This window comes from Halolamina pelagica (genome assembly GCF_001307315.1).
In the GTDB taxonomy this organism is placed as follows: domain Archaea; phylum Halobacteriota; class Halobacteria; order Halobacteriales; family Haloferacaceae; genus Halolamina; species Halolamina pelagica_B.
Genome location: NZ_LGUC01000001.1, coordinates 1,232,888 through 1,251,031, shown reverse-complemented (window position 1 = coordinate 1,251,031; position 18,144 = coordinate 1,232,888). Strand labels below are relative to the sequence as shown.

Genomic DNA, 18,144 nt, shown 5'->3' with positions numbered 1-18,144 from the left:
ACGGATTGATACCCTCAGGGCTCCTCGCTTCGACGATGAGCGAGGAGGACGGCGACCTGTACGACGACGGCCTGCCCGAGGGCGAGAGCCCCGAGGAGGACGGCCTGCTGCTCAAGTTCATTATCGCCGCAGTGTTGCTGATCCTGGTGTACGCGGTGGCAACGATCCTGCTGGCGGCGGCTTAGTAGAACGCCGTCTCCACGCGCTCCCGGTAGCGCTGTGCGAGCAGCTGGGTCACCGGCCCGCCGCCGACGGTCGCGCCGTCGATGGACTCGACGGGGCGGATCTCCCACGTCGAGTTCGTACAGAACAGTTCTTCCGCGGATCGCAGCGTCTCGGGCCCGAACGTCCCCTCGCGGACGGGGATGTTCTCCTCCGCGGCGATGTCGAGCACGGTAGCCCGGGTGATTCCCGGGAGCACCGGCCCCGTGAGCGCCGGGGTGAGCAGGCCGTCGGCGTCGACCGCGAACACGTTGCTGGTCGCGCCCTCGGCGACGTGGCCCGCCGAATCGAGCATGAGCGCCTCGTCGGCGTCGGTGCCCCGGAGTTCGATGCGGGCGAGAATCCCGTTCAGGTAGTTGTGCGTCTTCGCCCGGGCGGGCACGGCGGTGTCGGGGATCCGCCGGGTGGAGACCGTCTCCAGCGTCGCCGGCTCGTCCCAGACTGACTCACCCGTGAGCCCGCCACGCGGGAGCGGTTTGACGACGACGACCACGGTCGGATCGACCTCGGGGTCGGGGTCGAGCGTCCCCGGCTGGACCCCCGCGAGATCGAGAGGCGGACGTAGGCGTCCTCGTGCCCGTTCGCCTCGAGCGTCGCCAGGATCCGCTCGTGGAGATCACCGCGCGTCAGCCCGTGATCGATCGCGAGCAGTTCACAGGTCTCGGCGAGTCGGTCGGCGTGGGCGTCCCAGCCGAACACGTCGCCGCCGTAAGCCCGCAGCGTCTCGAAGGCCGCGTCGCCGTACTGGAACCCGCGGTCCTCGACCGACACAGTCGCCTCGCCGGCCGGGACCAGGTCGCCGTCGACGTGGAAGACGCGATCGGATCGGTCGTTCATCGGTCCCACGCTCGGCTCATCGCGAGAAAGTTCTTGATCATCGTCTTCCCGTGCTCGGTCAGGATGCTCTCCGGATGGAACTGCACGCCGACGTGGGGCTGGTCCCGGTGGCGAACGGCCATCACGACGTTCTCGTCGTCGGTCGTCGCCGTCTCGACCAGACAGTCCGGGATCGCCGAGCGCTCGACCGCCAGCGAGTGATAGCGGCCGACACGGATCTCCTCCGGCAGGTCGGTGAACACCCCCCGCCGTCGTGGGAGATCCGCGACGGCTTGCCGTGGACGACGGCGTCTGCGTGGCCGACCGGCGCGCCGTTGGCCGCACAGAGCGCCTGGTGGCCGAGACAGACGCCAAGCGTCGGGTAGTCGAGCGCCGCGAACACCGCCATCGAGACGCCCGCCTCCTGCGGCGTCCCCGGGCCCGGCGAGACGACGATGCCGTCCGGGTCGAGGTCGCGAACGTCGGCCGCGTCGACGGCGTCGTTGCGGCGGACGGTCACCTCGCCGTCGACCGGCTGGACCGCCTCACCGACGTACTGCACGAGGTTGTAGACGAAGGAGTCGTAGTTGTCGATCACGAGGATCTCGGGCCCGCTCATCGCTCGGCCCCCACCTCGTCGTCGGCGACGGCATCGCTTTCAGCGTCAGCACTGGTGTCCGTCTCAGCGTCAGCACCGGTGTCCGTGCCAGCGTCGGCGCCAGCACCCGCTCCCTCGGCGACTTCGAGCGCCCCCTGCTCCAGTGCGTCGTCGACCGCCCGGATCAGCGCCCGAGCCTTGTCGAGCGTCTCCTCGTACTCCGCGTCCGGTTCGGAGTCGTGGACGATCCCGGCGCCGACGCTGAGGTGGTACTCGTCGGCGTGCCGGACCAGCGTTCGGATGACGATGTTGAGCGTCGCACGGCCGTCGAAGCCGAAGATGCCCATACTTCCCGTGTACGGCCCCCGACGCCGGGATTCGAGCTCGTCGATGATCTCCATCGTCCGGGGTTTGGGGGCGCCGGTGATGGTGCCGCCGGGGAACGTCGCCGCGATGGCGTCGGCGAGCGTCGCCTCGTCGCGGAGGCGCCCCTCGATCAGCGACACGAGATGCATCACCTCCGCGTAGCGGTCGATGCGGCGGTACTCGGTCACCTCGACGCTGCCGTACTCGCTGATCTTGCCGAGGTCGTTTCGCTCCAGATCGACCAGCATCGCGTGCTCGGCTCGCTCCTTCTCGTCGCTCCCGAGGTCGTCGGCCAGGGCGGCGTCTTCCTCGGCCGTGTCGCCCCGCGGGCGCGTCCCCGCGATCGGTTCCGTAAGCAGGCGATCCCCGTCTCGATCCAACAGGAGCTCCGGGCTCGCACTCACGAGGTCGATGCCGTCGAACTCCAGCAGGCCGGAGTACGGCGCCGGGTTCACGTCCCGGAGCGCCGCGTAGGCCTCGACGGGGTGGACCGCTGCCGGCGCGGCGAGCCGCTGGGAGACGTTCGCCTGAAACGTGTCGCCATCGCGGACGTACGCCTTCACGCGGCGCACGCGTTCGCGGAACTGCTCGCGCCCGCAGGTGCTCTCGAACGCCGCCTCGTCGGCCGTCGCGGGCGCGGGGCCGGCCTCGGGACCCCCGACGTGGACCTGTCGAGCCAGGTCGCGGGCATCAGCAAGTGCACGGTCGTAGCAGGCGTCGATCCCGGCTTCGGTGGCGTCCGCGGGCAGTTCGGGACAGGCGGTGATGCGAAGCGTCGTGTCGCCGTCGCGGGGCGCTTCCCAGGCGGCGAGACAGTCGTAGACGGCGACTTGCATCGTCGGGAGCCCGCGGTCGGGCTCGTCCGTAGGTTCCGGGAACGACTCCAGTTCGCGGGCGATGTCGTAGGAGAGCCAGCCGATCGCGCCGCAGGGGTAGGGCACGTCGCAGTCCCCGCGAGCCAACTGTTCGCCGTCGAGCAGGCCGTCGAGCGCCGCCAACGTCTCCGAGCGCTTCGAGCCGAACCGACGGTCGGTGTCCGCTCGCTGGCAGTGTCTGGCCAGCACGGCGTCGCCGGAGACGGTGAGCTCGTCGACGGGATCGACGCCGAAGTACCCCCAGCCGGCCTGTCCGCCAGTGGTTTCGAGGAAGGCGCCGCTGGACTCGCCGCTGGCCCGGCGGTAGGCGTCGAACGGGTCGGCGACGACGGTCCGAACTTCGACGGGGACGCGGGCGCCCGCCGGCGCGTCGGCAGCCACGGCGTGGAACTGCTCGCGCGTCGTGACCACCGTGGTCTCGGTCATGACTCCACCGTCGGCGGGAAGCCGCTAAAAACGGGCGGGTCCGTCGTCAGTCCCAGTCGTCCGCGCGGTCGATCCACTTCTGTACCGTCCCCTCCGGCGCCGTCGTTCGCTCGGCGATCTCCGCAGCGTCGCCGCCGCGGAGATCCGCGACCGTCTCGATGCCGATCTCGGCCAAGCGCTCGGAGTAGGCCGGACCGATCCCCTTGATCTCGTCGACCGGCGGCGAGTGTTCGGTCGCCTCGGCCGCCTCCTCCTCGACCTCGGGGCCGGTTTCTTCCACGTCGGTCGTCTCGTCTTCGGCGTCAGGGCCGGCGGCTTCGGCCGGTTCCGCGCGACCCGACGGCTCCTCCTGGGCGAGCTCCTCGTCGACGAGCGACTCGGTCGACGCGTCCGCGTCGGTGTCGGCGGCGATCGGTTCGTCAGCTTCGTCCGCCTCGGTAGTCGAATCACCCGACTCGTCGGCCTCGTCCGCCTCGGTGGCCGAATCGCCCGCCTCGGTGGCCGAATCGCCCGCCTCGGTCTGTACGCCCCCTCGTCGGTGCCCTTGACCGCCGCCTCGTTCTCGGCGTCGGCGTCCTCACGGTCCTGCACCGTCACGTCGCGCTCGGACCGGCCGGCGTCGTCCTTGCCGGAGTCGAGTCCGAGGAGCCGTTTGAGCTTCCCCAGTACCATACTGTCGCGGAAGATGACCCCCGATGGTAAAAAGCCAGCGTCGCCCTCGGCCGTTTCGCGCCCGAAAACCCCCGGTCCAGCGTCAGAGCCGGTCCCGAAGCGCCCGGTCCATCGCCGCCACCGGGGCGTCGACGCCGGTCCAGCGCTCGAAGGCGGCGACCCCCTGGTACAGCAGCATCCACGCCCCGTCGACCGTCGTCGCCCCCACGTCGGCCGCGTCACGCAACAGCTTGGTCCGGAGCGGGGAGTAGACGGCATCGAGCACCGCGAGATCGCCGTGGAGCAGTTCGGCGGGCACCGGCGAGCTGTCCGGGTCGTCCATCCCGACGCTGGTGGCGTTGACGAGCAGGTCCGCTTGGGGGAGCCAGTCCGCCAGGGCGTCCAGCCCGCCGGACTCGACGCCGAGATCGGCGAACTCCTCGGCGAGCTCCGCCGCCCGCTCGACGGTGCGGTTGGCGACGAACGTCTCCGCACCGGCGTCCGCGAGCGCGTACGTCGCGGCCCGCCCGGCGCCGCCCGCGCCGACGACCACGGCCGACTGCCCCTCGATCGCCACGTCGTGGTGCTCCAACGCCCGGGTCACGCCCTCGGTGTCGGTGTTGTGACCTTCGGGCGTCCCGCCGTCGAAGCTGATCGTGTTGACCGCACCAACCGCCGCCGCGGTGGGCGTGGGGTCTACCGACGGGAGCACGTCCTGTTTGAACGGCACCGTGACGTTGAGGCCCGCGACGCCCAGCGCGTCGGCGCCGTCGATCGCCTCTTCGATCCGATCCGGGTCCGGTTCCAGCGTGACGTACCGCGCGTCAAGCGAGCGCGCCTCGTAGGCGGCTTCGTGCATCGGCGGCGAGAGCGAGTGTTCGACCGGTCGGCCGATCAGCCCGTACACGTCCATGGCTCCCGTGGGGTGAGCGGGCCGGAAAAAGGTCGCGGGCGCGGCCGGAGCCGACGCCTACTTGGCTGACGGGGGCCGACTCCGGAGCAATGAGTATCGGGATCGTCGTCTCGCGGGCCGACCGCGCGTCTGAGCACATCGGCGAGCAGCTGCTCGCCCAAGGGGACTGGACCGAACACGAGGACGAGGGCCGACCGGACGCGGCCGGCGGCGGCACGTACTACCGCGACGGCCCGTTCGAACTCCGGTCGTTCGACGAACTGCACATCCACCTCGACGACCCGGTGCCGGTGTTCAGTGAGGAGCCGCGCCTGCTGGTGTTCGTCTCGCGCCACGCCGGCGAGACCGGCGCGCTGTTGACCGGCCACTTCACGGGGAACTTCGGCGAGGCGGAGTACGGCGGCGAGGACGGCGATCTCGCCGAGGCCGCACCCAGCGCGCTCTCGGCGTACGTGAGCGCCCTCGGGGCGCACGCACCCGACGGGTACGACGTGGCCATCGAGGGGACCCACCACGGGCCAACCGCGCTGGACACGCCGTCGATGTTCGCGGAACTGGGCAGCGGCGAGGAACAGTGGGAGGACCCCGAGGGCGCCCGCGCGGTCGCCCAGGCGGTGCTCTCGCTGCGTGGCGTCGACGCCCACCGCGACCGACAGCTCGTCGGGGTCGGCGGCGGCCACTACGCCCCACGGTTCTTCCGCGTGCTGCAGGAGACGCCGTGGGCAGTCGGCCACATCGCCAGCGACTGGCAGCTGTCGGAGCTCGGCCACCCGCGAAGCAACGAGGCGCGCGCAGTGCTCGAGACCGCCTTCGAACGCAGCGGCGCGACCCACGCACTGCTCGACGGCGACCACCCCGAACTCGCACGCACCATCGAAGAGCTGGGCTACCGCGTCGTGAGCGAGACGTGGGTCCGGACCGTGGGCGACCGCCCGCTGGCGCTGGTCGACGCACTGGAGTCCGGCGTCGCGACCGTCGACGAGGGGCTGCGGTTCGGCGCCCACGTTCCCGAGGACCCCGAGGCGTGGGAGCTGGTGAGCCTCCCCGACGACTTGCTCGCGGCTGCCCAGAACGTCGACGGCGAGGGAACCCGGGCGGCGGTGGCGGGGGCGACGGTCGCGTTCGACACGATCGAGAACGGGACCCGCGCGCGAGGCGAGGCCGCCGTGCCGGACGGGGAGCGCTACGAGGAACTCGTCGACGAACTCGCCGCGATCCTGCGGGCTGCGTACGACGAGGTGCGCATCGCCGACGACGCCGTAATCGCCCGGGAGCAGGCGTTCGACCCGGAGAAAGCCCAGAAGCTGGGCGTGCCCGAGGGGCCGAAGATGGGGCAGCTCTCGGGCGGCGAAGCCGTCGAGGTCGGCGACGAGGAGATCCCGCCGTCGGCGGTGCTGAGCGAGCGTGAGGAGCGATTTCCCGTCTGAGCCGCCCTCGACGCCGCGCTGGGGGACGGAAAGGGAGAAAGATGAATAGGCTCCACTGTATAGCCAGGGTCAAATGGACTCTATCGTAGAGGAAGCTATCGACGAGGCCGAGGGCGAGGGCGGCGAGGAGCCCGACGCGCCGGCCGAGGAGGAGACCCCGTCGGATCCGGGCACCGACGAGACGCCGACGTCGGGGAAGATGACCGACGAGCAGCTGCAGGACGTCCTGCAGGACCTCAAGACCAACATCACCGTCGTCGGCTGCGGCGGCGCCGGTGGCAACACGGTCAACCGAATGCACGAGGAGGGGATCCACGGCGCGAAGCTGGTCGCGGCGAACACCGACGTCCAGCACCTCGTCTCCATCGAGGCCGACACGAAGATCCTGATGGGCAAGGAGAAGACCCAGGGCCGCGGCGCCGGCTCGCTACCCCAGGTCGGCGAGGAGGCCGCGATCGAGTCCCAGGAGGAGATCAAGGAGTCGATCGACGGCTCGGACATGGTGTTCGTTACCGCCGGCCTCGGCGGCGGCACCGGCACCGGCTCGGCGCCCGTCGTCGCCAAGGCCGCACAGGCCGCCGGCGCGCTGACCATCTCGATCGTGACCACCCCGTTCACCGCGGAAGGCGAGGTCCGGCGGACGAACGCCGAGGCCGGCCTCGAACGGCTGCGTGACGTGTCCGACACCGTGATCGTCGTCCCGAACGACCGGCTCCTCGACGCGGTCGGCAAACTGCCCGTCAAGCAGGCGTTCAAAGTGTCCGACGAGGTGCTGATGCGCTCGGTGAAGGGGATCACCGAACTCATCACCAAGCCCGGGCTGGTGAACCTCGACTTCGCCGACGTGCGGACGGTGATGGAGAAAGGCGGCGTCGCGATGATCGGCCTCGGCGAGTCCGACACCGACGACAAGGCCGAGGACTCCGTGCAGTCAGCGCTCCGGTCGCCGCTGTTGGACGTGGACATCTCCGGCGCCAACTCCGCGCTGGTCAACGTCACCGGGGCTCGGACATGTCTATCGGCGAGGCCGAGGGCGTCGTCGAGGAGATCTACGACCGGATCGACCCCGACGCCCGCATCATCTGGGGCACGTCCGTCGACGAGGAGATCGAGGGGCGGATGCGCACGATGATCGTCGTGACCGGAGTGGAGTCCCCCCAGATCTACGGCGGCGGCGAGGCCGCCCAGCGCGGCCCCCAAAGGAGCAGCTACAGGACGTGAACTGATCGGCGCGGGCGGAGCTGCTGCTGGTTTTCGGCGATCGGTCACTGAAAGCGTATTCAATAGATAGAAAAGGCGCCAGGGAGAAGTTCCCGCCAAGATGGACGTCAAATACGACCTCTCGGAGTACATCCGCGTGCTCAAACTCGCGAGCACCCCGAGTGGGAGGAGTTCTCGATGGTCGCCAAGGTCGCCGGCGCCGGTATCTTCCTCATCGGGCTGCTCGGCTTCCTGATGTTCGCGGTCATGAGCTTCATTCCGGGTGGTGCGTAGATGCCGATCTACGCCGTCAAGACCACCGCGAGCCAGGAGGAGACGGTCGCCGACATGATCGCCTCGAAAGAGATGCCCGAGATCCACGCCGTGTTGGCGCCGGACTCGCTGACCTCCTACGTGATGGTCGAGGCCGAAGACGACTCGATCATCGAGCGCGTGCTCGACGAGATCCCCCACGCTAACGGGATCGTCCCGGGCACGTCGTCGATGACCGAGGTCGAGCACTTCCTCTCGCCGACCCCCGACGTGGAGGGGATCGCCGAGGGCGACATCGTCGAGCTCATCGCCGGCCCGTTTAAAGGCGAGAAGGCCCAGGTCCAGCGCATTGACGAGGGCAAGGACCAGGTGACCGTCGAACTGTACGAGGCGACGGTGCCGATCCCGGTCACGGTTCGTGGCGACCAGATCCGCGTGCTCGACAGCGAAGAGCGATAGGCCCCGCTCGAGGAACGACAGCACGGGTACGGATCGGGGCGGGCCCCAGTGCGCTATCGGTGTCGTTCGGTCGAGTGCTGGTTTCTCAACGACTTTGTCTATCCGGCCCCAATAGCGGGTATGGAGTACGACTTCACACGCTCGGTTGCCCCACTCGTCGCCATCGTGGCCGTCGCGACGATCGCACTCACGGCCATGATGACGCCCTCGACGGTGTTCATGATGGTGCTCCCTCGATGATCGTCTTCTCGATCGTCGCGTTCTTCTTCGGGATGAAACACGGCGAGTTCCGCGCCAGCCCGTAGCGGGCGGACTGACTCACCGAGTCCCGCTTTTCGATCACTCTCCCCCTCGAGAGCCGAACGGTTCACGGGCGATAGACACACCGTGGGCACGCGGTCGCTACTCCGAGCGCGCGTTCAGCCGCTTGACGACGCGCTGGAGGTCGGCGTTCTCCTCGATCTCCTCTTTGACCGCCTCGCGGGCCCGCACGTCGCTGCTGTCGGCGTCGTAGGCGCGGACGTACTCCGAGCGCGTGTGTTCGTCGAAGGCGTGGCGGATCGCGAAGTACCCCTCGGGAACGATCGTCCCACAGACCGCACACTCGTGGCGCTGATGTTCGGTCGTCTGGTGGACGATCACTTCCTCGGGGCCGTCGAACTCCCGGCCACAGCCGGCGATCCCGCAGGTCCAGCGGTTCATACCCGCTTGCTCGTCGGGCGACGGCAAAAGGGTTCTCCCCGACGCCCGGTCCGGAACACGGAGGCTATTTGGGGGCCGACCGACTGCAGTCGTACGTGACTACGGCGCCGACGCGAGTCGACATGCACGTCAAGATGCTCGACGGGCGAGTCGTCGAGCGGGCGAAAGCCCGTGGCATCGACGTGCTGGTGTACGCCCCACACTTCACGCGACTGCCGGCGATCAGGGAGCAGGCCGAGCGCCACAGCGACGACGAACTGCTGGTGGTTCCAGCCAGAGAGATCTTCACTGGCAACTGGCAGAATCGCCGGCACCTGCTCGCAGTCGGGCTCTCCGAGCCGGTTCCGGACTTCATCTCCTTCGAGGGGGCGCTCTCCACGCTGGCCGAGCAGGAGGCCGCGCTCTGTGTCCCCCACCCGACGCTGCTGAACGTCAGCCTCGGCCGCCCCGAGATCCGGGCGTACGCCGACCACATCGACGCCGTCGAGAGCTACAACGTCAAATCGCCGCCACACGTCAACAGCCGGGCCAAACGCATCATCGAGGAGGCCGGGCTGCCGTCGTTCGGCTCCTCCTACGCGCATCTCCGCGGGAGCATCGGGGAAGCCTGGACCGAGTTCGACGCCGATATCGAGAGCGAGGCCGATCTCGTCGAGGCGCTCGTCTCGGGCGCCGACCGACAGGTAGTCCACCGCGCCGGCCCGCGCCACCGCTTCTGGAACGCCGCGGAGTTCGCCCACCTGGGCTACGAGAACTCGTGGGGGAAGGTCGATCGGCTGTTCCTCTCGGGCACCGAGCCCACCCATCCCGACCACATCGCCTACGACGGCCGGTTCGACGACGTGGCGGTGTACTAGATCATCGTCGTCACGCCGCTGAGCTCCAGTCCCGGCGGGAGGTACTGCGGCAGCAGGTAGACGAAGGCGGCGAACACGGCGACCTCGATCAGCGTGACGACGATGGTGACCACGTCGGCGAACTTGCTCGTGGTCGTCACGCCCGTCGGCGAGCCGAACTCCTCGCTCCAGAACGGGTAGAACAGCGCGATGCCGCGCTTGCTCCCCAGCATGTCCAGCACGTAGTGGCTCAGGATCCCCGCCCAGACGAAACTCAGGTTCCCGAAGAAGAAGGGGTACGCGAGCGCGATGCCGAGCACCGGGAGGTTGTGCAGCGTCTTCCGGTGCTTCCCGAAGGCGGTGTCCACGTCGGGGAACAGCGCGCCCAGCACCAGCGGCAGCGACACCTCCGCGATGGCGACGAACGTGGGCACGTCCCCGGACGGTTCGAGGACGTACCCGACGCCGATCGCCAGCAGGACGGCGTTGAGCACGTGGCCTTTCTTGTCCATACCCCTGCCAGCGACCGGCTCCCCGCAAAACGTTTCGGTCGGGGGAGCGCGTGTCAGCCGGTTAGAACGACGCGATCCGGTCGTTGTGGTACTCGAGGGACGCCGGATCGAGATCGTGGTCGGCGTGGACGGTGAGAAACGTCCCGTCGACGGCGTCGTCGAAGGCGTGCGTGACGACGAGCGAGTCGGGGTCGACCCGGACGCGCCCGTAGTCGAAGTCGGCGTGGTGGTTCGGACAGAGCACCAGTAGGTTCGACGCTGTGTCCGGGCCGCGGTGGGGTGTTCCCAGCGGTTTGACGTGGTGGGCCTCCGCGTACGCGCTGCCGTCGCGGCGGTCGCGCCGGTCCCCACAGAGCTGACACCGGTGGTCGTACAGCTCCTTGGCCATCGTGGAAAGCTTCGTGTCGCGGATCGTCCGCGTCGTCGTGTACTCGGTCCGTGCCGGCGGGTCGCTGTCGGCGGCCGCCGTTCCGCCGGTCGCTGGCGCTTCCAGCGCGTCCCGGAGTCGACGTTCCGCCGTTGCGGAGATCCCGTGGTCGATCAGGGCCTCGACGTACGCCGCGCGGTCCGCGCCCTCCATCGCGATCCCCGTCCCCGTCAGTTTAGAGTGGTGAAACGGGAACGAGCCGCCGAAATCCTCGCGCATCGGCGGCTCGACCTCGCGTTCCGGGCTCCCGCGACAGTAGAGCAGCCAGTCGTAGTCTCGCGTCTCACCGTCGTGGTCGCGCCACACGTCCGGGACGATCGCCTGATCGTCGACTCGCCGGGCGTTCTCGAACGTCCAGATGCCCGAGACGCCGACGCCGCCGGTCTGCCTGACGACGAACAGGTCCTCGCCGGGCGTGAGCTGGCGGGGGTCGGGCGCGCGCCCACCCGAGGGAATCCCGTGCCAGGGGTGGCCGAGCTGTCGCTCGGGGTGGGCGTCGGCGTCGGTCGGCCCGTCGCGACAGCGCTTCCAGTGGGCCGGGAGCGTGTTGAGCACCCAGAGTCGCACCATGCCCCGGCAGAGAGGCGACGACGTAATCAGCGTTCCGACAGGTCCGCGCGAACGTCGTCGAGCAGCAGTTCCAGCGCCCCCGCGCGATCTGTGCCTTGACCTCCGTCCGGCTCCCGTCGAACACGTGCCGGGACACCTCCGTGTACGACCCGCCGCTCCCCCACTCAGCCGCGTAGGCGCGCCCGACGAACACGGTGCCGACGGGTTTCTCCTCGGTGCCGCCCTCGGGGCCGGCGATCCCCGTCGTCGAGAGCCCGAACGTCGTCCCGGCGCGGTCCCTGACGCCGGCAGCCATCTGCTCGGCGACGGGCGCCGAAACCGCGCCGTGGCCGTCGAGGCTCTCCCGGGAGACCGCCAGCTCCTCGAGTTTGGCGTCGTAGGAGTAGGTGACCAGCGAGCGGTCGAAGTAGTCCGACGAGCCCGGCACGTCGGTCAGCAGCGATCCGATCAGCCCGCCGGTACAGGATTCGGCGACGGCGACCGTCGCGTCCCGCTCGCGGAGGGCGTCGCCGATGCGCTCCTCGATCGGCGAGTCGTCGGCCTGGTCATCCATACCGGCGAAAGGAGCGCCGGGGAGAAATAGCCGGTGCTCAGAGCAGGTCGTCGAGCTCGTCGTTCTGGAACGCGTCGGCCGCGTCACGCTTCTGCTCGCCCTCGTTTCGCCCGTCGGTCTGGGCCTGTGCCTCGGCGGCGCGGTTCATGAACTCCTGGACGCGGGGCGAGCGTTCGACGCCGCCAAGCAGCACGAGTGCGGCGATATCGTCGGTGGCGAGGGGGAAATCACCGCCGCGGACCGCCATGCTTCCAGTCTCCTCCTCGACCCACGAGCGCGCCCGCTCGACCCCTTTCCGTGAGAGGCTCTCCGGTCGCCCGGCGGCGACCAGCAGCGCGGCGTCGGCCGTCGACGCGTCGGGCAGGCTGGTCCCCGTCAGCAGCGCCTGCCTGGTGGTGCTGGTGACGACGTTGACGTTGTCGTCGGCGTCCTCGCTGGCCGGCGACTCGGCGTAGCCAACCGCGGCGAGCCCGCCGGTTCGGAGCGTGTTGATCACCTCGCTGGTGTCGACGACGCTCTGGGCCACGTCGCGGTCGACACTTTCACCGCCCAACCCGAGCGACCGGTCCTCGATGGGTTCACCAGCCGCGAGCAGCAGGCCGACCCGCCGGGCGATGCGCTCGTTGATCGCCGCCATCCCCTCGGCGACGCTGTCGCCGCTCTCGCGCCAGGCGTCGTTATCGATCAGGATCGTCGAGTCGGCCTCGCGGGCGAGCGTCTTCAGCGACCGGCCCGCGTTGGCCTGATACAGCGACCCTTCGTCCCGTCCCGGGAGGATGCCGACAGCATACACCGGCACGTCGTACACCCGTTTGAGCTCCTTCGCGAGCACGGGTGCGCCGCCGGAGCCGGTGCCGCCGCCGAGGCCGGCGACGACGAAGATCGCCTCCGTCGCGGAGTCGATCCGGCCGCTCAGGCCGGTCATCACCTCGTCGGCGTCACGCTGCATCACTTCCGCCCCGAGTTCGTTGTCGCCGCCGACGCCGTGACCCTTCACCACGTCCTGCCCGACGAGCACCGTGTCCAGCGGGAGCCCCTGGAGATCGGCCTTCGCGGAGTTGACCGCGACCGCGTCCCGGATCGCGTGAAACCCCATCTCGTCGTCGTACTCCGCCAGTGCAGTCGCCACTTTCCCACCAGCTTGCCCGACGCCGACGAGGACGCTCTTCATGGACAGTCGTTCAGCGGGATCCAACTTAAGTTCTCCCGGCGGGGGAGAACCCCCACCCGGACGCTTATGCCCGATCGGGCGACCAGCCGCCCCATGTCCGACAGCGACGACACACTGGAGCGACGGCTCGCGGCGGTCGAGCGCGCTATCGGCGGGGAGCCGACGGCAGATGGCGCCGACCGATGCCTCGGCGACTTGCCCCGGGACGATGACGACGAACTCGAACGCAGACTCTCGACACTCGAAGCCCGCGTCGACGAGCTCGACGCCGCGGTGCAGGCGATCCGGGGGTTCCTCGGTGGCGTCTCCGCGGTGAACGAGAGCGTGGAACGGCGCGCCGACGCCGCCGTCGCCGCGGTCGATCGACTGGAACGCCGCCTCGACGATGCCGGTGGTGCCGGCGATGGGGACGAGATCGACGGTGAACCACCGAGCACCGAACCTGAATCCGTCGACGACGCCGACGAACGGCCGCTCCGCGACCGGCTACGGGACCTCCCGTGATCCGGGCGGTGGTGGCCATCGCGCTCGCGGCCGCGCTGCTATCGGCCGCCCTGCCGGCCGTCGAGTCCGCCGCCGCCGACCGTACCGCGTCGGCGCTCGACCGCGATGTCGATCGGATCGAACGCGCCGGCGCGTCACTGTTGGCCGACGACGACCCGGGCGGGCGGAGAGTCCTCACCATCTCGGTGCCGGCAGGGTCGCTCGTCGCCGCAGGCGTCGATTCCGTCACCCTCCGCTGTCGTCCGGACTGTGTCGTCCGGTACGTCCTCGGAAGCGGTACCGTTCGGACGCGCCGGATCGAACTCCCGCTCGTGACGCCAGACGGCGCCGTCCGGTTCGGAACCCCCGGCGACCACCGCCTCGTGCTGGGGCTCGCCGAGGGCGACGACGGTCGAGTCGTGACGGTCCGGGGATGATCACCCCAGCGTTCAAGTACGAAAGCGCGACCACCCGCGCTATGGCACTGCTTCCGGGCGGCGACGAAGGAGCCTGTGACTGCCAGCCGTCGTTCGTCGATGTCGGCGGGACGGGGATCGAGGACCGCATCGAACTGCGGATCGACGCCGACGACTGTGCGGGCGACGGCGACCTCGCCGACGAGCCGGCCTGCCGGTCGACGGTCGTCGACGCGCTGACCGATCGAGATGCCGACGCTGTCCGGGTACGATCGGCGGGGTACGAGCGCTGGTACACCGACGACGCGGTCGGCCTCCTCCACGCAGCCGGCCGGTTCGCGGGGCTCGTCCACCATCACGACGCCGAACTCGCCGCCGCCGCACTGACCGATCCACTCGCGGCAGCCCGTGAGGCGACCGGGCGAAGCGACCCTGTCGGGCGACTCGCCGCCGAAACCGGGCTCGCGGCGGGGGCGGAGGGTGTGAACGAACTCGATGCCGCGCTCCGCTCCCACGATGGCCCGACCATCGCGCGAGCCAAGATCGACCGCCGGCCACCGACAGCCGCCAGACTGCTGGGGACGACTACGCTCCCGACCGGCGGAACAGTCCGGCAGTACGCCCTCGACGACGGCAGTGGACCGCCGGCACTCTACCACCTCACCCCCGCGTCGGCGTCGTTCGACAGCCGAGCGTACGAACTGCTCGACGAGGCGGCGACCTGGCTCGCCGAGTCCGGCGAAACGGGTGACGTCGCCCCCGCTCGGGCCGTGCGACGGGTCGTCGACGACGAGGCCGACGCGCCCGTCACGGCGCTGTCGGCGACACTCAGAAAACACACCCGCGGGAACGGCGTGCTCGCCGACCTGTTCGCCGACGAGCGCGTCTCGGACGCCTACGTCACCGCGCCGGCCGCCGAAACGCCGGTCCGGGTCGTCGTCGACGGCGAGGCGATGCCGACGAACGTCCGGCTCACCCCCGAGGGCGTCGCTGCACTCGCATCCAGGGTCCGCCGGGCGAGCGGCCGGGCGTTCTCGCGGGCGACGCCGCAGGTGGACGCGACGCTGTCGGTCGGGCCGCCAGGGGATCGCGAGCAGGTCCGGGTCGCCGGCGTCACGCGGCCGCTCTCACCCGGACCGGCGTTTGCGGTCCGCCGCCACGACTCGGAGCCGTGGACGCTCCCCAGGCTCGTCGCCGCCGGATCGCTCTCACCGCGGGCGGCGGCGCTGCTCTCGTTGGCCGTCGAGCGCGGCTCGACGGGGCTCGTCGCTGGCGCTCGCGGCGCCGGGAAGACGACGACGCTGGGGGCGTTGCTGTGGGCGCTCCCGCAGCGAACGCGCACAGTGCTGATCGAGGACACGCCGGAGCTCCCCGCCGCCGCGCTACGGGCCGCCGGCCGGGACGTGCAGTCACTCCGGGTCGCCCGCGGCGACGACGACTCCGTGGAGACAAGCCCCGCGTCCGCGCTTCGGACCGCGCTCCGACTGGGAGAGGGCGCGCTGATCGTCGGCGAGGTCCGGGGCGAGGAGGCGACCACGTTGTACGAGGCGATGCGCGTCGGCGCCGCCTCGGGTACCGTTCTCGGGACGGTCCACGGCGACGGCGCCGACGCAGTTCGGACCCGGATGACCGAGGATCTCGGCGTGAGCGAGTCGGCGTTCGCCGCGACGGGGTTCGTGCTCACAGTGGCCGATACGGAACGCGGCCGGCGCGCGGTCGGGATCGAGGAGGTCGAGTCAGTCTCCGGCGGCACCGACCTCCACCCGCTGTTCGAACTCGGCGCCAGCGGCGATCTCGAGCCGACAGGGCGGCTCGACCGCGGTGAGAGTAGCCTCCTCGCAGCGCTCACGTCGCCGGAGGAGGCGTACGGCGAGGCGCTCGAGACGCTCGCCGACCGGGCCGAGCACCTGCGTTCGCTCGCGCGTGACGGGGTCACCCAACCGGCGGCGATCCGGGCGGAATCGACGGCCGGTGGAACAGCTCCGGCTGGGGAGTCGTGGTAACCCGATCGCCGGACTGTCGGTCGGAGCAGCTCGACCGGCTCGTCGCCGCAGTCGCGCGATGGTGGCCGCATGAGCCAGCAGTTCCGGCGGAGTTGGCCGACGCCTGCCAGCGTCTCGGGCTGCCAGCCGCGCCCGAGTTCGTGGCGGCCGCCGAGGCGATCGGCGCGGCGCTCACAACAGCGGTCGCGTTCGCGGGCTTCATCGCGGGAGTGCCCGCGTTGCTCCCGCTGGCGGTCGCGCTCGGGGTCGTTCCGGCGGTCGTCGTTCGCGCCGTCCCCGGCACCCTCGTCGCGCTCTCGCGGACGCGTGCCCTCGGCGACGCCCCGGCGCTGTTCGGTCGCCTGACGCTCCGGCTCCGGGTGGAGCCGAGCCTGGAGCGAGCCGTCACGTTCGCTGCCCGATCTGGCGACGGGGCGCTCGCGGCGTCGCTGGCAGCGCACGCGCGGGACGCGCGTGGCACTGGCGATTCGGGGCTGGCGTCCTTCGCCGCCGAGTGGGGCGAACACGCCCCGTGGATCGAGCAGGCCGCCGCGCTCGTCGTCGACGCCGCCGAGGCGCCGGCTGACGAGCGCGACACGGGAGTCGAGCGCGCGCTGGCGGCCGCCCGCTCGGGCGTCGAAGAGCGGGCGGCGGCGTTCGCCGGGGAGATTCGGGCACCGGTAACGGGACTGTACGCGTTCGGCGTGCTGCTTCCGCTCGCCTTGGTGGGCGTGCTCCCCGCCGCGCGGCTCGCGGGCGTCAACGTCGGCATCGCCACGCTGGCGGTGCTCTACAACCTCCTGCTCCCGATCGGTTTGCTGGGGGCGGGCGTGTGGCTGCTGGCCGAGCGACCCGTCTCGTTCCCCCCGCCGCGGATCGACGCCACCAACCCCGAGGTCCCGGATCGGCGCCGGAGTGCAGCCCTGCTCGGGGTGTCCGCCGGCGGCGTCGCGGGCGCCGGCTGCACGCTCTTCCTTCCCTGGGCGGCGCCGATCGTCGCCGCCGGTATCGGAACCGGCGTCGCACTCCTGTGGCTGTTCACCCCCGTGCGGGCGTTCCACCGGGAGATTCAGGAGGTTGAGTCAGGCCTCCCTGACGCGCTCGCCCTCGTCGGCCGGCGCGTCGACGACGGTGTCGCGGTCGAACGGGCGGTAGAGGCGGCCGCCACGGCGCTGGGTGGCGAAACCGGGGCGCTGCTCGACCGAGTTTCGGGTCGCAGGTCGATGCTCGGGCTGTCGGTCGAAGAGTCGTTCTTCGGCCGGTTCGGCGCACTCAGACATCTGCCCAGCCCGCGGGCCCACGACGCCGGTCGGTTGCTCGCGCTCGCCGCGACGGAGGGACCGCCGGCAGGCGACGCGCTCGTTGCCGCCGGGGACCACCTCCGCGAACTCGCGCGAATCGAACGCGAGACACGGCGCGAGCTGGCCGCGATCACCGGTACGCTATCGAACACGGCCGCGTTGTTCGGCCCGCTCGTCGGCGGCGTCTCCGTCGCGATGGTCGGCCGGATCCCGGCCGACGCTGGCGGGAGGTTGACCGGTGGCGGGGCGCCAACGGCGAGCACGCTCGGCCCCGATACGCTAGGACCAGTCGTCGGGCTCTACGTGCTCCTGCTCGCCGCGATCTTGACTGGACTGGCGACCGCGCTGGAGCGGGGGGTCGACCGGTCGTTGCTCGGCTATCGGATCGGCCTCGCACTCCCCACGGCGACGGCGGCGTACGTCGCGGCGGTTGTCGCCGCGGCGGCAGTGCTCTGAGCCGAGAGTTCAAGTACGAAACCGGGACCACTCCGTGCCATGCTCGGACCTCCGATGGAGTCGCCGGCACTGCACGCCGGGCTCGTGGTGGCCGCCGTGGCGTTTCTCGCCGTCGCCGGAACGCTCCCTGCTCGCCCCGCACCGGACGCCGCCGGGGTCGCAGACACTGTCGACCGGGTGGCAGCCGGGGCCGCGCCCGCGAGCGCGAGCCACGACCACGCTGCCGACGCCGTTCGCCTGCGCCCGCACAGTATCGCGATGCGCAACGACGCCGGCACCGCGCGGGCGACGTTCGCGTTCGGGGCGATCGTGCCCGTCGCTGACGGACCGCTACGGCGCGTCCTCGACGGGAACGCGCCGCAACGCGTGTTCACCGACCGCGCCGCGTTCCGCAGGGCGGTCGACGCGGCACGGGCTCGAGGGCCGGGATGGACAGCGTCCGAGGAGATCACCGTCACAGGGGTGAGCTGGGATGGGTACCGTGTCACGCTCGTCGGCGCCTGAGCGCG

At 70.7% G+C, this 18,144-nt stretch carries 16 protein-coding genes and 6 pseudogenes; 12 read left to right on the top strand and 10 right to left on the bottom strand.

The features are described 5' to 3' along the window. The first annotated feature begins 35 nt into the window (after positions 1–35). On the top strand, positions 36–185 hold the full coding sequence (locus SY89_RS17145; protein ID WP_189319121.1) for a hypothetical protein: 150 nt from the start codon (positions 36–38) through the stop codon (positions 183–185). On the opposite strand, the pseudogene SY89_RS06605 reads toward SY89_RS17145, so the two are convergent. The 5 genes and pseudogenes from SY89_RS06605 to SY89_RS06585 all read right to left on the bottom strand — a co-directional run bounded on the left by SY89_RS06605 (position 182) and on the right by SY89_RS06585 (position 4,867). After that, a pseudogene (locus SY89_RS06605) lies at positions 182–1,059 on the bottom strand (aminotransferase class IV). The gene SY89_RS17145 and the pseudogene SY89_RS06605 sit on opposite strands and share 4 nt — an antisense overlap. Continuing rightward, positions 1,056–1,657 (bottom strand): annotated as a pseudogene (locus SY89_RS06600) (anthranilate synthase component II). The pseudogenes SY89_RS06605 and SY89_RS06600 overlap by 4 nt, the downstream one beginning before the upstream one ends. Next, positions 1,654–3,303, bottom strand: a complete 1,650-nt coding sequence (gene pabB / locus SY89_RS06595; protein WP_054583614.1) for an aminodeoxychorismate synthase, component I — start codon at positions 3,301–3,303, stop codon at positions 1,654–1,656. The pseudogene SY89_RS06600 and the gene pabB overlap by 4 nt, the downstream one beginning before the upstream one ends. 46 nt (positions 3,304–3,349) lie before the next feature. After that, on the bottom strand, positions 3,350–3,583 hold the full coding sequence (locus SY89_RS18165; RefSeq protein WP_054583613.1) for a helix-hairpin-helix domain-containing protein: 234 nt from the start codon (positions 3,581–3,583) through the stop codon (positions 3,350–3,352). Positions 3,584–4,057: 474 nt separating this feature from the next. Continuing rightward, a complete protein-coding gene (locus tag SY89_RS06585; RefSeq protein ID WP_054583612.1) occupies positions 4,058–4,867 on the bottom strand; it encodes a shikimate dehydrogenase in 810 nt (269 codons plus the stop codon). Between the two features lie 89 nt (positions 4,868–4,956). Between SY89_RS06585 and SY89_RS06580 the strand changes: the two genes are divergently transcribed. The 5 genes and pseudogenes from SY89_RS06580 to SY89_RS06560 all read left to right on the top strand — a co-directional run bounded on the left by SY89_RS06580 (position 4,957) and on the right by SY89_RS06560 (position 8,531). Further along, positions 4,957–6,294 (top strand): D-aminoacyl-tRNA deacylase, encoded by a 1,338-nt coding sequence (locus SY89_RS06580; protein ID WP_054583611.1) that lies wholly within the window; start codon positions 4,957–4,959, stop codon positions 6,292–6,294. A gap of 73 nt (positions 6,295–6,367) precedes the next feature. Beyond that, positions 6,368–7,515 (top strand): annotated as a pseudogene (gene ftsZ, locus SY89_RS06575) (cell division protein FtsZ). Positions 7,516–7,615: 100 nt separating this feature from the next. Beyond that, positions 7,616–7,788: pseudogene (locus SY89_RS06570) on the top strand (protein translocase SEC61 complex subunit gamma). Further along, the gene (locus SY89_RS06565; protein ID WP_049980982.1) at positions 7,789–8,226 is read left to right on the top strand and encodes a transcription elongation factor Spt5; all 438 of its coding nucleotides are present in this window, start codon (positions 7,789–7,791) and stop codon (positions 8,224–8,226) included. A gap of 120 nt (positions 8,227–8,346) precedes the next feature. After that, positions 8,347–8,531 (top strand): annotated as a pseudogene (locus tag SY89_RS06560) (DUF7333 family protein). A 97-nt stretch (positions 8,532–8,628) separates the two neighbouring features. Here the strand turns inward: SY89_RS06560 and SY89_RS06555 are convergent. Next, positions 8,629–8,928 carry a DUF7565 family protein gene (locus SY89_RS06555; protein ID WP_054583610.1) on the bottom strand — a complete coding sequence of 100 codons (300 nt, stop codon included), beginning with the start codon at positions 8,926–8,928 and terminating at the stop codon, positions 8,629–8,631. A gap of 122 nt (positions 8,929–9,050) precedes the next feature. Between SY89_RS06555 and SY89_RS06550 the strand changes: the two genes are divergently transcribed. Further along, positions 9,051–9,785 (top strand): PHP-associated domain-containing protein, encoded by a 735-nt coding sequence (locus SY89_RS06550; protein ID WP_054584679.1) that lies wholly within the window; start codon positions 9,051–9,053, stop codon positions 9,783–9,785. On the opposite strand, the gene SY89_RS06545 is transcribed toward SY89_RS06550, so the two are convergent. The 4 genes and pseudogenes from SY89_RS06545 to SY89_RS06535 form a co-directional block, all read right to left on the bottom strand. Beyond that, positions 9,782–10,276: a metal-dependent hydrolase gene (locus SY89_RS06545; protein WP_054583609.1), complete on the bottom strand. Its 495-nt coding sequence runs from the start codon at positions 10,274–10,276 to the stop codon at positions 9,782–9,784. The two genes, SY89_RS06550 and SY89_RS06545, sit on opposite strands and share 4 nt — an antisense overlap. A 61-nt stretch (positions 10,277–10,337) precedes the next feature. Further along, positions 10,338–11,273, bottom strand: a complete 936-nt coding sequence (locus SY89_RS17610) for an HNH endonuclease (RefSeq protein ID WP_054583608.1) — start codon at positions 11,271–11,273, stop codon at positions 10,338–10,340. A 76-nt stretch (positions 11,274–11,349) separates the two neighbouring features. Further along, positions 11,350–11,826 (bottom strand): annotated as a pseudogene (locus SY89_RS17605) (CinA family protein); the annotation flags it as partial. A 37-nt stretch (positions 11,827–11,863) separates the two neighbouring features. After that, on the bottom strand, positions 11,864–12,997 hold the full coding sequence (locus SY89_RS06535) for a tubulin/FtsZ family protein (RefSeq protein ID WP_054583607.1): 1,134 nt from the start codon (positions 12,995–12,997) through the stop codon (positions 11,864–11,866). Between the two features lie 93 nt (positions 12,998–13,090). On the opposite strand from SY89_RS06535, the gene SY89_RS06530 reads away from it, so the two are divergent. From SY89_RS06530 to SY89_RS06510, 5 genes are read left to right on the top strand one after another with little or no spacing between them, the layout of a single operon-like run. Beyond that, positions 13,091–13,501: a DUF7310 family coiled-coil domain-containing protein gene (locus tag SY89_RS06530; RefSeq protein ID WP_054583606.1), complete on the top strand. Its 411-nt coding sequence runs from the start codon at positions 13,091–13,093 to the stop codon at positions 13,499–13,501. 11 nt (positions 13,502–13,512) lie between these two features. Then, on the top strand, positions 13,513–13,917 hold the full coding sequence (locus SY89_RS06525; protein ID WP_054583605.1) for a DUF7311 family protein: 405 nt from the start codon (positions 13,513–13,515) through the stop codon (positions 13,915–13,917). Positions 13,918–13,958: 41 nt separating this feature from the next. Beyond that, positions 13,959–15,899, top strand: coding sequence for an ATPase, T2SS/T4P/T4SS family (locus tag SY89_RS06520; protein ID WP_144427151.1), 1,941 nt, complete (start codon positions 13,959–13,961; stop codon positions 15,897–15,899). Next, positions 15,893–17,635 (top strand): type II secretion system protein, encoded by a 1,743-nt coding sequence (locus SY89_RS06515; protein WP_144427150.1) that lies wholly within the window; start codon positions 15,893–15,895, stop codon positions 17,633–17,635. Before SY89_RS06520 ends, SY89_RS06515 begins: the two co-directional genes overlap by 7 nt. A gap of 39 nt (positions 17,636–17,674) precedes the next feature. Continuing rightward, entirely contained in the window at positions 17,675–18,139 is a 465-nt protein-coding gene (locus tag SY89_RS06510; RefSeq protein WP_054583603.1) for a DUF7283 family protein, read from the top strand. Positions 18,140–18,144: the final 5 nt, after the last annotated feature.

Excerpts from the sequence above, each read along its gene's own strand:
- SY89_RS17610 (WP_054583608.1), bottom strand. The coding sequence starts at position 11,273 with ATGGTGCGACTCTGGGTGCTCAACACGCTCCCGGCCCACTGGAAGCGC.
- SY89_RS06580 (WP_054583611.1), top strand. The coding sequence starts at position 4,957 with ATGAGTATCGGGATCGTCGTCTCGCGGGCCGACCGCGCGTCTGAGCAC.
- SY89_RS06510 (WP_054583603.1), top strand. The coding sequence starts at position 17,675 with ATGCTCGGACCTCCGATGGAGTCGCCGGCACTGCACGCCGGGCTCGTG.
- SY89_RS06545 (WP_054583609.1), bottom strand. The coding sequence starts at position 10,276 with ATGGACAAGAAAGGCCACGTGCTCAACGCCGTCCTGCTGGCGATCGGC.
- SY89_RS06550 (WP_054584679.1), top strand. The coding sequence starts at position 9,051 with ATGCACGTCAAGATGCTCGACGGGCGAGTCGTCGAGCGGGCGAAAGCC.
- SY89_RS06520 (WP_144427151.1), top strand. The coding sequence starts at position 13,959 with ATGGCACTGCTTCCGGGCGGCGACGAAGGAGCCTGTGACTGCCAGCCG.
- SY89_RS17145 (WP_189319121.1), top strand. The coding sequence starts at position 36 with ATGAGCGAGGAGGACGGCGACCTGTACGACGACGGCCTGCCCGAGGGC.
- SY89_RS06555 (WP_054583610.1), bottom strand. The coding sequence starts at position 8,928 with ATGAACCGCTGGACCTGCGGGATCGCCGGCTGTGGCCGGGAGTTCGAC.
- SY89_RS06585 (WP_054583612.1), bottom strand. The coding sequence starts at position 4,867 with ATGGACGTGTACGGGCTGATCGGCCGACCGGTCGAACACTCGCTCTCG.
- pabB (WP_054583614.1), bottom strand. The coding sequence starts at position 3,303 with ATGACCGAGACCACGGTGGTCACGACGCGCGAGCAGTTCCACGCCGTG.
- SY89_RS06535 (WP_054583607.1), bottom strand. The coding sequence starts at position 12,997 with ATGAAGAGCGTCCTCGTCGGCGTCGGGCAAGCTGGTGGGAAAGTGGCG.
- SY89_RS06530 (WP_054583606.1), top strand. The coding sequence starts at position 13,091 with ATGTCCGACAGCGACGACACACTGGAGCGACGGCTCGCGGCGGTCGAG.
- SY89_RS06565 (WP_049980982.1), top strand. The coding sequence starts at position 7,789 with ATGCCGATCTACGCCGTCAAGACCACCGCGAGCCAGGAGGAGACGGTC.